16 protein-coding genes are annotated in these 14599 nt (G+C 43.8%); 15 read left to right on the top strand and 1 reads right to left on the bottom strand.

The genetic code is table 11. The features are described from left to right. Positions 1–50 precede the first annotated feature (50 nt). The 6 genes from ABUA31_RS12490 (at position 51) to ybaK (ending at position 7219) form a co-directional block, all read left to right on the top strand. A complete protein-coding gene (locus tag ABUA31_RS12490; RefSeq protein WP_022216635.1) occupies positions 51–725 on the top strand; it encodes a response regulator transcription factor in 675 nt (224 codons plus the stop codon). Positions 726–728: 3 nt separating this feature from the next. Then, positions 729–2093, top strand: a complete 1365-nt coding sequence (locus ABUA31_RS12485) for a sensor histidine kinase (RefSeq protein WP_349093391.1) — start codon at positions 729–731, stop codon at positions 2091–2093. A 355-nt stretch (positions 2094–2448) separates the two neighbouring features. Next, on the top strand, positions 2449–4407 hold the full coding sequence (locus ABUA31_RS12480; RefSeq protein ID WP_055273750.1) for a BMP family ABC transporter substrate-binding protein: 1959 nt from the start codon (positions 2449–2451) through the stop codon (positions 4405–4407). A gap of 49 nt (positions 4408–4456) precedes the next feature. Continuing rightward, positions 4457–5053 carry a metallophosphoesterase family protein gene (locus ABUA31_RS12475; protein ID WP_022216638.1) on the top strand — a complete coding sequence of 199 codons (597 nt, stop codon included), beginning with the start codon at positions 4457–4459 and terminating at the stop codon, positions 5051–5053. A 186-nt stretch (positions 5054–5239) separates the two neighbouring features. Beyond that, a complete protein-coding gene (locus ABUA31_RS12470) occupies positions 5240–6598 on the top strand; it encodes a citrate/2-methylcitrate synthase (RefSeq protein ID WP_055223145.1) in 1359 nt (452 codons plus the stop codon). 123 nt (positions 6599–6721) lie between these two features. Beyond that, on the top strand, positions 6722–7219 hold the full coding sequence (gene ybaK / locus ABUA31_RS12465; protein WP_055146749.1) for a Cys-tRNA(Pro) deacylase: 498 nt from the start codon (positions 6722–6724) through the stop codon (positions 7217–7219). Between the two features lie 149 nt (positions 7220–7368). Here the strand turns inward: ybaK and ABUA31_RS12460 are convergent, their stop codons facing one another. Then, positions 7369–8232: a class I SAM-dependent methyltransferase gene (locus tag ABUA31_RS12460; protein ID WP_022216641.1), complete on the bottom strand. Its 864-nt coding sequence runs from the start codon at positions 8230–8232 to the stop codon at positions 7369–7371. Positions 8233–8383: 151 nt separating this feature from the next. Between ABUA31_RS12460 and ABUA31_RS12455 the strand changes: the two genes are divergently transcribed. From ABUA31_RS12455 to rplV, 9 genes are all read left to right on the top strand, one after another. Further along, positions 8384–9544, top strand: coding sequence for a class I SAM-dependent methyltransferase (locus ABUA31_RS12455; protein ID WP_349818936.1), 1161 nt, complete (start codon positions 8384–8386; stop codon positions 9542–9544). Between the two features lie 63 nt (positions 9545–9607). After that, entirely contained in the window at positions 9608–10507 is a 900-nt protein-coding gene (locus tag ABUA31_RS12450) for an OST-HTH/LOTUS domain-containing protein (RefSeq protein WP_349093393.1), read from the top strand. A 331-nt stretch (positions 10508–10838) separates the two neighbouring features. Beyond that, positions 10839–11150: a 30S ribosomal protein S10 gene (gene rpsJ, locus ABUA31_RS12445; RefSeq protein WP_004850108.1), complete on the top strand. Its 312-nt coding sequence runs from the start codon at positions 10839–10841 to the stop codon at positions 11148–11150. Positions 11151–11310: 160 nt separating this feature from the next. Further along, complete coding sequence (gene rplC / locus ABUA31_RS12440; RefSeq protein WP_349818935.1) at positions 11311–11994, top strand: 50S ribosomal protein L3; 684 nt, start codon at positions 11311–11313, stop codon at positions 11992–11994. A gap of 23 nt (positions 11995–12017) precedes the next feature. Beyond that, positions 12018–12638 (top strand): 50S ribosomal protein L4, encoded by a 621-nt coding sequence (gene rplD / locus ABUA31_RS12435; RefSeq protein ID WP_015533790.1) that lies wholly within the window; start codon positions 12018–12020, stop codon positions 12636–12638. Then, complete coding sequence (gene rplW / locus ABUA31_RS12430; RefSeq protein WP_004850114.1) at positions 12638–12937, top strand: 50S ribosomal protein L23; 300 nt, start codon at positions 12638–12640, stop codon at positions 12935–12937. The genes rplD and rplW overlap by 1 nt, the downstream gene beginning before the upstream one ends. Before the next feature lie 98 nt (positions 12938–13035). Next, positions 13036–13881, top strand: a complete 846-nt coding sequence (gene rplB / locus ABUA31_RS12425; protein ID WP_022216644.1) for a 50S ribosomal protein L2 — start codon at positions 13036–13038, stop codon at positions 13879–13881. A 16-nt stretch (positions 13882–13897) separates the two neighbouring features. Further along, positions 13898–14176 carry a 30S ribosomal protein S19 gene (gene rpsS / locus ABUA31_RS12420; protein WP_022216645.1) on the top strand — a complete coding sequence of 93 codons (279 nt, stop codon included), beginning with the start codon at positions 13898–13900 and terminating at the stop codon, positions 14174–14176. Positions 14177–14209: 33 nt separating this feature from the next. Beyond that, a complete protein-coding gene (rplV, locus tag ABUA31_RS12415) occupies positions 14210–14596 on the top strand; it encodes a 50S ribosomal protein L22 (RefSeq protein WP_004850120.1) in 387 nt (128 codons plus the stop codon). Positions 14597–14599: the final 3 nt, after the last annotated feature.

The following is a 14599-nucleotide window of genomic DNA, read 5'->3' as shown; positions in this document are numbered from 1 at the left end:
TGCAATACGCATGTAAATGAAAGTGGTATTACACAGGGAAAGGAGACAAAATGGCAGTACATATTTATATTGTAGAAGACGATAAGAATATAAGAGAGATAGAGATGTTTGCTCTGAAAAACAGCGGATATGCGGTGGAGGAGTTTGAGAATGCGAAATCCTTCTTCTCAAGGTCTGCGGAGAAGGTCCCTGATCTGGTACTCCTGGATATCATGCTCCCAGACATGGATGGTCTTGAAATTGTGAAGAAGCTCAGGAGCAGACCTGATACTGTCAGAGTTCCGATTATCCTTGTGACAGCCAAGACTACAGAGCTTGACAAGGTCAAGGGCTTGGATATAGGAGCGGATGATTACCTCACCAAGCCATTTGGCGTGATGGAGCTCATATCCAGAGTCAAGGCGCTGCTCAGAAGAAGCAGGGCGCTGCAGGATGACAAGCAGATGGTACTCGGGGATATAACCCTTGATTCAGAGAGACGCGAGGTGCATGTGGGCGGTGAGTTGTGTGAGCTTACCTTCAAGGAGTTTGAACTCTTAAAGCTTCTCATGGTTAATGCAGGAATAGTCCTTCACAGAGACACGATTATGTCGGATGTGTGGGGAACGGATTACGAGGGCGAATCCAGAACCCTTGATATGCATATCAAGACTTTGAGACAGAAGCTTGGCGAAGCAGGTAATATGATAAAGACGGTTAGAAATGTAGGGTATAAGATGGAGTAGCATATGGGTAAGAGAGACGATAAAAGACTGAAAAAGGTTATCAATCTGGAGTTTATTATCTTTTCACTGGTGGCCATAGCGGTGACCATGGTCCTGTCGACGTTTATATTCTATGAGGTGTACAAGGCGGAGATCATAAGGGATCTGAAGGGGTATGCTGAGGTGCTTAAGAATACCGGAGATTTCGATGCGGATGACCCCGGTGTGTATGCAAGCGTGGATACCAATGACCTCAGATTGACGCTTATAGCGCCCGACGGCAGTGTTCTGTATGACAATCAGGCCAATGAGATTTCCATGCAGAACCATCTTGACAGACCAGAGATAGCAGAGGCATTTGAAAATGGTGATGGACAGGTTATAAGAAAGTCGGAAACCCTCAATAAGAGCACATATTACTATGCGATACTGCTCAAGTCTGGAAGGGTGCTGAGAATAGCGAGGGAGACCAACAATGTAATCAGTATGTTCCTTGCGGCTGTGCCGGTCATGCTGGTGGTGATGGCGATCCTGGTCTGTGTCACCATCATAGTGACACACTATCTGACCAGAAACATATTGAAACCAATAGAGCAGATGGCAAACAGTCTGGACGACGATACCCACATAGTTGCGTACAAGGAGATGCGGCCATTTATAGATATGATACAGAAGCAGCATGCGGATATAGTGAAGAGCTCACAGATGAGACAGGAGTTCACGGCAAATGTATCACATGAGCTCAAGACGCCGCTCACATCCATATCGGGGTATTCGGAGCTTATCGAGACAGGTATGGCCACCGAGGCGGATGTACATCATTTTGCAACTGAGATCCACAAGAACTCCAACAGACTTCTCACCCTCATCAATGACATAATCAGACTGTCAGAGCTGGATGTATCTGAGGATGCGCCACTGATGGAGAAGATCGATCTGGCGGTCATAGCCAGAACAGCCACGGATATGCTGGCGATAAACGCAGAGAAGAACAGTGTGACACTCAGCTATGATGGCAGTCACGGATATATATATGCGAACAAGATGATGATGGAGGAGCTTGTGTATAACCTCACAGACAACGCCATCAGATATAACAATAAGAATGGAAGTGTGGATGTATCTGTAAAGGCAGAGGATGGCAAGGTTATACTCAGGGTGAAGGATACGGGAATAGGAATCCCGAAGGAGCATCAGGAGAGGATATTTGAACGATTCTACAGAGTGGACAAGAGCAGATCGAAGTCCACAGGTGGCACAGGACTTGGCCTGGCCATAGTAAAGCATATAGTTGCCCGCAACAATGCACAGCTTGATATGGACAGTGAACCAGGTAAGGGAACTGACATAAAGGTTACATTTGACGCATATAGGGAAGATGAACAATGATGCAGTCGAAATCAATGAATTTTGATGGGGAATGCTGTAAAAGAACAGAATAGATGCTACAATAAAAAGGAGCCTGGTGGAAGTGTATTAGCCAGACTCCTTAAGTATATTGGTATTCACACACACCGACATTAAGTTCGAAAATATGTGAAATCTTCTGAATTTAATAATATAATACAGCATGTTACGAAAAAAATCAAGTGGTAATTATGCATAACATACAATGCGGTTTATACATAATTCACAAAACATGCAGTTGAAAGGCAGATAATTTTGGCGGATCGGAAGGAAACAAATTCTTGATTATTGAATTTTATAGTATTACTATATGGTCTTGAATAAGGAGAGTGATAGTATGTCAGCAAACGAATATTTAAGGGCTCAGAAGCTTGGTGAGAAGAGATATCAGGCAGCCGTAGCAAAAAATGAATATCCATATCTTCCGGTTTTGGATGAAATAATATCACCATCCGACACTGTGGGTGAGGTGAATCTTGGTCTCCAGACCATATCGCTTGACCGCGTGGTTGGAACCGCTACCGCTGCAAGGACGACGGCGTTTGCTAGTAATTTTATGCCTATATTGGATTATCATACTGAATTTGGAATGAAATGGACCGCATTGTGTGAGTCCCACATAGAGGAAGGTATACATGACCCGATAAAGGTATATGAGTATATGAACAAATTCTATGTAGTAGAAGGAAATAAGAGAGTGAGTGTGCTCAAATACTTTGGTGCGGACTCAGTTCCTGCCATGGTTACAAGAAAGATACCTAGAAGGACCGACTCACTTGAGAATAAGATATATTTTGAATTTATAGATTTCCACAAGCAGACGGGGATCAACTATGTATATTTCTCACAGCTCGGTGGATATGATAAGCTCAGGGAGTTCATAGGGATCACTAAGGATGCGGTTTTCACAGAGGATGAGAGACTGGATTTCAACTCGGCACATCTCGCATTTGAGAAGGCTTATCTTGCTAAGAAGGGCAATGAGGAGCTTACTATAACAGTGGACGATGCCATGCTTGTATTCCTCAATGTGTATGGCTATGAAGCTCTTAAGAACATGACTACATCCCAGGTGAAGGACAGTGTTGACAAGGTATGGAATGAGATAGTCCTCACAAATGAGAAGAAGGATAAGACGGTTCTTCCAAAGCTTGATCCTGTGGAGCCTAAGAAGTCCATACTCGACAGGGTTATAAAGCCATCAGGCCCTTCGAACCTGAAGGTGGCATTTGTGTATGATAAGTCGCCAGCCAACTCGGTCTGGACATACAGCCATGAACTGGGTAGAATGGACATGGAGAATAAACTCGGAGATTCTGTCGACAGCAGAACCTTCTGTAATGTGGATACACCTGCCAAGCTGACAGAGTGCCTTGGAAGACTTGTGGATGAGAAGTATGATGTGATATTTACGACAGGGCCTGAGATGCTTCCTGAGGCTCTTAAGACTGCAGTGCTCCACCCGGAGATAAAGATACTTAACTGTTCCCTCAGCCTTGCGAACAGCCATGTGCGTACCTATTATGCAAGAATGTACGAGGTGAAGTTCCTCACCGGTATGATAGCGGGAAGCCTTTGTGCTGACGGACAGATAGGATATGTAGCTGATTATCCGATATTCGGAACAACAGCGAACATCAATGCATTTGCCATCGGAGCAAGGATGGTCAACCCTAGGGCAAAGATATATCTGCAGTGGACGAAGGTTAAGAATGCTGATCCACAGAAGTTCTTCGAGAGAAATGGAATAACATATATATCCGATAGAGACATGATCATGCCGGATGATGCGTCACGAAACTTCGGACTTTATCACTATGATCAGAATGGAGAGGTCGTCAACCTTGCCATGCCTTTCTACAACTGGGGTGCATTCTATGAGAGGATCCTTAGATCCATACTGGAGGGCAACTGGAAGCAGGAGGAGAAGAACGAGACCAGCAATGCGATAAGCTACTGGTGGGGTATGTCAGCGGGAATAGTTGACGTCATATGCTCAAAGCACCTTCCGGCCGGAACACAGAAGCTCATATCGGTTATGACAAACCTCATAAGAGAGGGCGCTATCACACCGTTCAGCGGAAAGCTTACATCCCAGAACGGAATAGTGAGAAATGAAGATGACGGAGCGATGCTCCATGAAGATATACTCAAGATGGATTGGCTTGCTGAAAATGTAGTGGGCATGCTCCCTACAGAGGACGATCTTGTCGATGAGGCAAAGACGGTAGTTGCACTTCAGGGTATAGACACACCGGAGAGTCTGGAGCTCAAGTCGGTTCCGGAAGTGAAATAAGATAAATCTCCTACGGAGAAGGTATACTGTAGTACAGGGGAATAGATACGTGAAGATTTTGTTGTTGGCGGATGAAGAATCCAAGTATTTGTGGGATTATTTTGATAAGAGTAAGGTCGAGGGAATAGACCTGATAATATCCTGTGGCGATTTATCGCCACAGTATTTGTCGTTCCTTGCGACATTCAGTCATGCGCCCGTTCTCTATGTCCATGGCAATCACGACGTGTGCTACAAGGATACACCGCCGGGGGGCTGCGAGTGCATAGACGACAAGCTTTATGTGTATAAGGGTGTCAGAATTCTGGGACTTGGCGGTTCGATGGAATACAAGTTTGGTGGTGCGGATCATCAGTATTCCGAGCGTGCGATGGCCAAAAGAGTACGGAAACTCAGGTTTAAGATCATGAGGAACAAGGGCTTTGACATACTTGTTGCCCATTCGCCTGCATACAGGATAAATGATTCCGAGGATCTCCCACATACAGGTTTTAAGTGTTTCAGAACGCTTATGGAGGAGTACAGACCTAAGTATTTTGTCCATGGCCATGTGCATATAAATTATGGAAGAGATTTTGTCCGCGAATCAAAATACGAGGACACGACGATCATAAATGCCTATGAGAGATATATTATTGAAATTTAGGCAGAAATATTTTGAAATTAAATAATTTTGGCGAAAAGACAGGAATAAATCAAATTTATTGCTGTCTTTCTTGCGAAAATGGAGTTTTTTTGATAAACTGTGGTGAGTTGATATAGTTTATTGATAAGATCCGGAGAAGCTCCGGGATGATGAACAGGGATTGGATAAAGGAAGGAGACATGAGGTTTGGAAAGAAACAGCGAGGAATATAACAGAATACTGGATGAGCTTACAGGTTATTGTACAGAATCTGGCAAGATAGACCAGAACCTCTATGTCAATTATGATGTCAAGAGAGGCCTCAGAGATTCCACAGGAAAAGGTGTACTCACGGGACTCACAGAGATATCTGATGTCATAGGATATGATGTAATAGATGGAGAGAGAGTGCCGACTGATGGTCGTCTGTATTATCAGGGGTACAATGTTGAGGATCTCGAGAGAGGTTTTCACGGAAGTAAATTCGGATTTGAGGAGACTATGTATCTTCTGTTGTTTGGAAAGCTTCCAAATGAGCAGCAGTTTAAGAGATTTGTTGAGATGATGGAGTGCTACAGGGAGCTTCCTAGAAAGTTTACAAGAGATGTTATCCTCAAAGCACCAAGCAAGAATATGATGAACGTTCTGCAGAGATGTGTTCTCACACTCTATTCATATGATGATAATCCGGATGATATAAGCATTGAGAATGTTCTCAGACAGTGTATGGAATTGATAGCACAGTTCCCTGTGATCGCCGCATATGGTTATCAGGGCTACAAGCACTATTTCCACGACATGAGTCTTGTAATACACAATCCGAAGCCGGGGCTTTCCACTGCAGAGAATTTCCTGAGGCTTATCAGATCGGATAAGAAATATACAGAGCTTGAGGCGCAGGTGCTTGACATATGTCTGGTTATACACGCTGAGCATGGTGGTGGTAATAACTCCACATTTACAACTCATGTAGTATCGTCGACAGGAACAGACACATATTCTGCAGTTGCAAGTTCACTTGGATCGCTGAAGGGACCTAAGCATGGTGGTGCAAACCTCAAGGTTCAGCAGATGTTTGATGACCTCAAGAGCCATGTCAAGAACTGGGATGATGAGGCTGCACTGGAGAAATATCTCACAGGACTTATTGACAAGAATGGCTTTGACCATTCAGGCCTTATATATGGAATGGGTCATGCGGTATACACCAACTCAGATCCTAGAGCTAGGATACTCAAGGGATATGCAGAGAGACTTGCCCAGGAGAAGGGCAGGACAAAGGAATTTGAGCTGTACAAGAAGGTTGAGGAGATATCAGGAAGACTGCTTGCGGCCAGAAGACGCAGCGGCAAGCCTATATCGGCAAATGTAGACTTCTACAGTGGATTTGTATATACGATGCTCGGTATCCCTATCGAGCTGTTTACTCCTATATTTGCCATCGCACGTATTGCAGGATGGTCGGCGCATAGAATAGAGGAGCTTGTCAATGCCGGCAAGATCATCAGACCTGCATATAAGTATGTGGGAACACACAAAGAGTATCTGCCGATGGAAGACAGATAAAGTTATGTACGGCAGATTAAGATAAAGCCGGAGAATACAATAGACATGCATACAGCGCTTCAATCTTCAATAGACAAGGTTGGGGCGCTTAGTGCATTTGATGACAAGGAGATGAACTGGAACATGAAAGATAAGAATAAGAACGCAAAGACTGAGGAAAAGACAAATGTCATGCGCATACTTGACAGCAAGAAGATAAAGTACAACCATTATTGTTATGTGGAGACGGGCGAGACGAATGGAGAGAAGGTTGCTGCCATACTTGGACAGGATCCTGCGTATGTGTATAAGACCCTGGTGACCGTTGCGAAGTCCGGCGCAAATTACGTGTTTGTAATTCCTGTCAAGGAGGAACTTGATCTCAAGAAAGCTGCGAAGGCTGTGGGAGAGAAGTCGATAGATATGCTCAAGGCAAAGGAACTCCTCCCTCTTACCGGATATATACATGGCGGCTGCTCACCTATCGGTATGAAGAAGTTTTTCAGGACCACGATAGATGCAAGTGCTGAAGATCTTGATAAGATGTATGTGAGTGCGGGTAAGGTTGGGTATCAGATAGAGATAGCCCCTGCGGATCTGGAGAAGGTCATACGTCTGGAGTATGTGGATGTGACGGTGTAAAGGATTAAATTACGTGACAAAAAAGCTGAAATTAAGAAGCTGAAAAATTAAAAAAACAGGAATATGAGCCCCTATAACGAAGTTTGCTGGGTTTCATATTCCTGCTTTTAGTTTATCTGCAAAATGTATCTGCCTCGACCGATCCGTTGTTATCTCTGCCATCTTCCGGCGGCACCGCAAGGAAGAACAAGACCTGTCTCTGTGACAGGAAGTCCGATCTCATCTGCCACAACATGTCCGCCAAATCTGCTCTTTACCTCTGTGGATATCATATATGTGAGCACCGCAGGCGCGAGACCTGTTGTATATGAATTTACAAGGAAGAAAAGCGGCTTGTCACAGAGAAGTTGGCTGCAGAGCTTGATGAAAGGATGAATCTTCTCTTCGATCTTCCATATCTCACCCTTTGGTCCTCTGCCGTATGAAGGAGGATCCATGATGATCGCGTCATATTTGTTGCCTCGTCTGATCTCTCTTTCGACAAATTTCACACAGTCGTCAACTATCCATCTGATCGGTGCGTCGGCGAGCCCTGATGATGCTGCGTTTTCCTTTGCCCAGGTAACCATTCCCTTGGATGCATCAACATGGGTGACTGCAGCTCCGGCTTTGGCGGCTGCGCATGTTGCGCCCCCTGTGTATGCGAACAGGTTCAATACCTTAATATCCTTTTTAGGTGAGTTCTTTATCAGTTCGCTGAACCAGTCCCAGTTGGCAGCCTGCTCAGGGAACAGACCAGTGTGCTTGAAGCTGAATGGCTTCAGATTGAAAGTCAGATCCCTGTAATTTATCGTCCACTGCTTAGGCAGGCTGAAAAACTCCCATTCTCCGCCGCCTTTGTTGCTTCTGTGATAATGTCCGTTCAGTTTATTCCATGCAGGATTTTTCTTTGGAGTGCTCCACAGAACCTGGGGATCTGGTCTGAGCAGAGTGTATTTGTCCCAACGCTCAAGCTTTTCTCCGTCAGAGCAGTCAATAACTTCATAATCCTTCCATCCATCTGCTATCCACATATATGTAATCCTTCCTTATAAAAATAACTTCAAAAAATATATCCTATAGATTATACTTGTATCAAAGCACTGCGTCAAGGCTGCTGTGTGCATAGATTGATGACAGAGATTAATGACGATACAGATTGTTGGTAATGGAGAAGTTGGAATAATGGCAGATATAAGTATAAAAGAATTAATAGAAGAGATGGTACAGAGTGATCCCCACAAGATTATCCTCAGTGGCGGACGCGGTGAATACAGAAAAGTGGTATTTGAGAGAAAAATCATAGGCGGTAAAAGGTGCTTTCAGATAGAAAGGTATACGGAGAAGCAGGTGTTCCACCAGAATATAGATGAGGACGAGCTTGAAGAAGCACTGGCCGGAGATCTGCAGGATGGATTCAGACAGATAAACATGTTCTCGGCCCGGGAGGAGTGGGATGTGAAGATCTCAAAGAAGGGCAAAGTAGCTGTGAATAAGAGGCACACGGAGAATAAACTCATAACTGTTCAGGGGAACAACCGAAGAAAGAAATACATACTTGAAGAGGGAATGGATATCCCTGTATTTATCCATCTGGGCATATTTACAAAGGATGGCAAGGTTGTGCACTCCATGTATGACAAGTTTAAGCAGATCAACAGATTTGCGGAGATCGTGGACAATGTCATGAAGAGCTACAACAAACCTTCTATTAATATAGTAGATTTTGGATGCGGCAAATCGTATCTGACATTTATAGTTTATTATTATCTGCATGAGGTTAAGGGGCTTGATGTCCATATAACCGGCCTGGATCTCAAGGAGCAGGTGATAAAAGACTGCAATGCGCTGGCGGAACAGTTTGGCTATACCGGACTGAAGTTTGAGCTTGGGGATATAAATGGATACAAGACGGATGTGGATGTGGATATGGTCATGACGCTGCATGCGTGTGATGTTGCCACGGACTATGCGCTGTACAATGCCATTTGCTGGAACGCACAGTATATATTGTCCGTGCCTTGCTGCCAGCATGAGCTGAATAAACAGATGCATTCTGATGAACTGGCTGCGCTGACAAGATACGGTATCATCAAGGAGAGGATAGCTGCGCTGGCAACAGATTCCATCCGCGGACATATGCTTGAGGCGTGTGGATATAAGACTGATATAATGGAATTTATAGACATTGCACATTCGCCTAAAAATCTGCTCATAAGAGCTGTGAAGAAAAATGTATCTCCGGACAGGAGAAAGAAGGCTCTTAAGGATGCGGAAGCACTTTGTGAGGAGTTTGGATTCAGACAGACTCTGATGGAGATGATTAAGGCAGATGGCAGGATATAATTGGATTAAACCTGTGGTTTGTTGTGTGTGTGATGGTTGTGGCATATTATTAAGGAGGATATCATGAGGGCTGCGCTGTATATAGATTGTGATAGCATAGAGGCAAAGGCTGTGCCTGTTATATATGAGGATATAATCAGAACGGACAAGCTTGTGATCTGCAAGATGTTTAATTCCGACAAAGACGATGACAGCTTTGTGGAGAGTGCAGGGAGGTTCAGAATACAGGACTGCATGCACGGAGAGTATAAGGTGTCATCGGCGATGGTTGCGCTGGCCGTGGAGGTTATGGCGGATGCTGCGCTGTCAAAGCCAGAGCGCATATATATAGCAACGGGGGACAGTCTGACAGTACCGCTTCTCGACAAGCTGAGGCTCACGGATATAGAGGTTGTGGTTGTCGGTCCATGTGACGCAGACAAAATCCTTGTGGACAGCGCCCAGAGATATATGTATATAGATGTTCTTGCCGGAGGGAAATGCACTGCTGATATACCGGATATAGGTGATATAGCAAAGGAGATATATTCGGTTTCTTCCTATTATAAAGGACAGGGAAGAGATGCTGTCATGGAACAGGTGTATGAAGGCGTTGTGAGAAGATACCCGGATTTTGATGTCAGAAATTATGGCTATACTCATCTTGATACATTTGTGGAGAATAATGTGAGTGGAGTGAAGGTTTATACCGATGAGAATGGCGTGACAAAGCTGACGTTGGTCGATGACAGGGAGGAGATAGACACATTTGCATATGAGTATATGACGGGCAGGGGATATAAGATAGATGATATGGCAGAGCTGCTCGATGCGATTCGAAGCAGATTCCCTGGGTTTGCGATGGAGAATTATGGTTACCATACAGATTACGGGTTCATCTTAAGCTTTTCGAAGTTTGAGATATGGGAGAACAAGGGGATCAAGATGAAGAGGACATTCAAGCTGAGTGAATCTGGCGAGTGATACCCTGTAAATACCCGTTAAAAAAATTCAAAAAAACATAAAAAAATTAAAAAAACCTCTTGATTTAAAGAAATCCCTAGTATATAATCAAACGTGCTGTGGCATGATAGCTGAGAAGCGGAGGTTGCTGCGTACATATATGACGCAGGTTTTTCGTGGAGCGAATGTCAATTTACAAAACTGGCGACAAGTCACTGTACAATATAACCGTCTGTCAAGAGGACAGAAACGACGTGATGGTTCTGGGTTTTAACTTAGGACACACACGGGAGAGTGTACAGTCACCGCTTGTTGTACTAAGATTAAGTGCGAAAAGGAGGCGGCTTTTTTTATGGCAAATCAGATTATGAGAATTACACTTAAGGCTTATGACCACAAACTTATCGACAAGGCAGCAGCACAGATTGTTGATACAGTTAAGAAGACTGGCGCAAAGGTAAGCGGACCAGTTCCAATGCCTACTAAGATTGAGAAGATCACAATCTTAAGAGCAGTTCATAAGTACAAGGACTCAAGAGAGCAGTTTGAGCAGAGAACTCATAAGAGACTTATCGATGTTGTAGCACCAACTCAGAAGACAATTGATGCATTACAGAAGATCGATCTGTCCGCTGGCGTGTTCATCGATGTTAAGATGAAATAATCAAAGTCAGACAGCAATTCAAAAGAAACCCAATTAGATGCGGACTAATTTAAAACAAACCGCAGAAACAATTAAATAACAGTACCTAATGCATTTTCGGATGTAATTTAGTATGATTGCAGATGCAATCCGCTGTGAATTAAATTAGGAGGAAACAGAAATGAAGAAGGCTATATTAGCTACAAAAGTCGGAATGACACAGATTTTCGACGAGAACGGTGTATTAACACCAGTTACAGTATTGCAGGCTGGTTCATGTGTTGTAACCCAGATCAAAACAGTTGAGAATGACGGTTACGATGCAATTCAGGTAGGATTCGGCGAGAAGAAGGAAAGAGTAACAACAAAGGACGTATCAGGAAAGAAAGTTATCAGAAATCCACATGGTGCTGGTAAGGCAGAGGTTGGTCATGCTAAGAAGGCAGGAACAACTCCAAAGGCTTTCTATAGAGAGTTCAGACTTGAGAACACTGCTGAGTACGAGCTTGGCGCAGAGATCAAGGCAGACGTATTTGCTGCTGGCGACAAGATTGATGTTACTGCTAAGTCAAAGGGTAAGGGATACGCAGGCGGTCTTAAGAGACACGGCCTTAAGTCAGGTCCTTCAGGACATGGTTCAAAGTATCACAGACATGCAGGTTCAAACGGTTCTGCAACTACTCCAGGTAGAGTATTCAAGGGCAAGAAGATGCCTGGACATATGGGTAGCGTAAGAGTTACAATCCAGAACCTTGAGGTAGTTAAAATAGATGTTGAGAACAATGTAATCTTGGTTAAGGGCGCTGTTCCAGGACCAAAGAAGTCATTGGTTATGATTAAAGATACAGTAAAGTCTGGTAAGTAGGGCTTTGGAAAGGAGAGACAACAATGGCATCAGTTAAGGTTTATGACATTGAAGGCAAAGAAGTTGAGACATTAGAGCTCAATGATGCAGTTTTCGGTGTAGAAATAAATGAGCATATAATGCATAAGGCTGTAGTTGGTCAGTTAGCCAACAACCGTCAGGGAACACAGAGCGCTAAGACACGTTCAGAAGTTTCTGGTGGTGGAAGAAAGCCTTGGAGACAGAAGGGAACTGGTCATGCTAGACAGGGTTCAACAAGATCTCCACAGTGGACAGGCGGCGGAGTTGTATTCGCACCAAAGCCAAGAGATTATTCAGTTAAGATGAATAAGAAAGAGAAGCAGCTTGCTATGAAGTCAGCACTTTCATCAAAGGTTGCTGAGAACAAGCTGGTAGTAGTTGACAAGCTTGATCTTCAGGAGGCTAAGACAAGCGTATTTGCAAAGATCCTTGCAAAGCTTTCAGCTCCTAAGGCTCTTGTAGTAACAAAGGATAAGAACAATAACGTTGTTCTTTCAGCAAACAACATTCCAACAGTTAAGACAACAGTAGCTAATTCACTTAGCGTATACGATATTCTCAAGTATGAGAAGCTTGTTCTTACTAAGGAAGCAGTTGCAGCAATTGAGGAGGTGTACGCATAATGGCAGATATCAAATATTATGACGTTATACTTAAGCCAGTGATCACAGAGAAGAGCATGAACGCTATGGCTGAGAAGAAATATACATTCCTTGTTCATCCAGAAGCAAACAAGTCACAGGTTAAGGAAGCTGTAGAGAAGATGTTCGAGGGAACAAAGGTTGCAAAGGTCAACACAATGAACAATGACGGTAAGGTCAAGAGACGTGGTATGACACTTGGTAACACAGCAAAGTACAAGAAGGCTATCGTTCAGCTTACAGCTGACAGCAAGGACATCGAGATCTTCGAGGGACTTTAAGATATAGCTGTGGGTGGCTGCACAGTATAGCCGCTCATTACATTAGTTGTATACGCAATCAAAGCGTGAGAATAAATTGAACCGAAAGGAGAACAACAATGGGAATTAAGACATATAACCCATATACACCTTCCAGAAGAAATATGACTGGCCTTGATTTTTCAGAGATCACAAAGACAACTCCAGAGAAGTCACTCGTTGTTTCAACAAGCAAGACAGCCGGTCGTAACAATCAGGGTAAGATAACAGTAAGACATCACGGTGGTGGTGCTAAGAGAAAGTATAGAATAATAGATTTCAAGAGAAATGACAAAGATGGTATTCCAGCAACAGTAGCTGCAATCGAGTATGATCCAAACAGATCAGCAAATATTGCACTTCTGTTCTATGCAGATGGAGAGAAGAGATACATCCTTGCTCCTTTCAAGCTTGCAGTTGGCGATGTGCTGATGAATGGCGCAGAGGCAGAGATCAAGGTTGGTAACTGTCTTCCACTTCAGAATATTCCAGTTGGTACTCAGGTACACAACATCGAGCTTTATCCAGGTAAGGGCGGACAGTTAGTTCGTTCAGCAGGAAACGCTGCACAGCTCATGGCTAAGGAAGGAAAGTATGCAACACTTAGACTTCCATCAGGCGAGATGAGAATGGTTCCGATTATCTGTAGAGCAACAGTTGGACAGGTAGGAAACATCGAGCATGGCCTTGTTAACATTGGTAAAGCCGGTCGTAAGCGTCATATGGGCGTTAGACCAACAGTTCGTGGTTCTGTCATGAACCCTAATGACCATCCACATGGTGGTGGAGAAGGTAGAGCACCTATCGGTCGTCCAGGTCCTTCTACTCCATGGGGCAAGCCAGCAATGGGTCTCAAGACAAGAAAGAAGAACAAGCAGTCTAATAAGTTGATCGTAAGACGTAGAGACGGTAAGAATGTTAAATAGTTAAGGAGGAAGAAATATGGCTCGTTCATTAAAAAAAGGACCATTCGCAGATGCACATCTGCTTAAGAAGGTAGATGCTTTAAACGCTGCTAATAAGACAGAAGTTATAAAGACCTGGTCAAGACGTTCAACAATCTTCCCATCATTCGTTGGCCACACATTTGCCGTTCATGATGGAAGAAAGCACGTACCAGTATATGTAACAGAAGATATGGTAGGACATAAGCTCGGTGAGTTCGTAGTTACCAGAACATACAGAGGTCATGGTAAGGACGAAAAGAAGGGTAGAAGATAATATTAGGAATATTTGAAAGGAGGACTTTTCAAAATGGCTAAAGGACATAGATCCCATGACAAGAGACTCAGAAATGAGAACAAAGATACAAGACCATCAGCTAAGGTTTCATACGCAAGAGTATCAGTAACCAAGGCATGTTTTGTGCTTGATGCTATCAGAGGTAAGGATGTTCAGACAGCACTTGCTATCGTAGAATACAACCCAAGATATGGCTCAAGCGTTATAGAGAAGCTTTTGAAGTCTGCTATTGCTAACGCTGAGAACAACAATGGCATGAAGAAGGAGGACCTTTACGTAGCAGAGTGTTACGCTAACAAGGGACCTACAATGAAGAGAGTTCATCCAAGAGCACAGGGTAGAGCATATAGAATCGAGAAGAGAACAAGCCACATCACAATCGTGCTTGACGAGAAATAGGAG

Source organism: Coprococcus sp. RTP31081st1_H1_RTP31081_211007, from assembly GCF_040227275.1.
Classification (GTDB): Bacteria; Bacillota; Clostridia; order Lachnospirales; family Lachnospiraceae; genus Coprococcus; species Coprococcus aceti.
The sequence above is the reverse complement of the archived record's forward strand: the minus strand, read 5'-3'. Positions and strand labels throughout refer to the sequence as shown.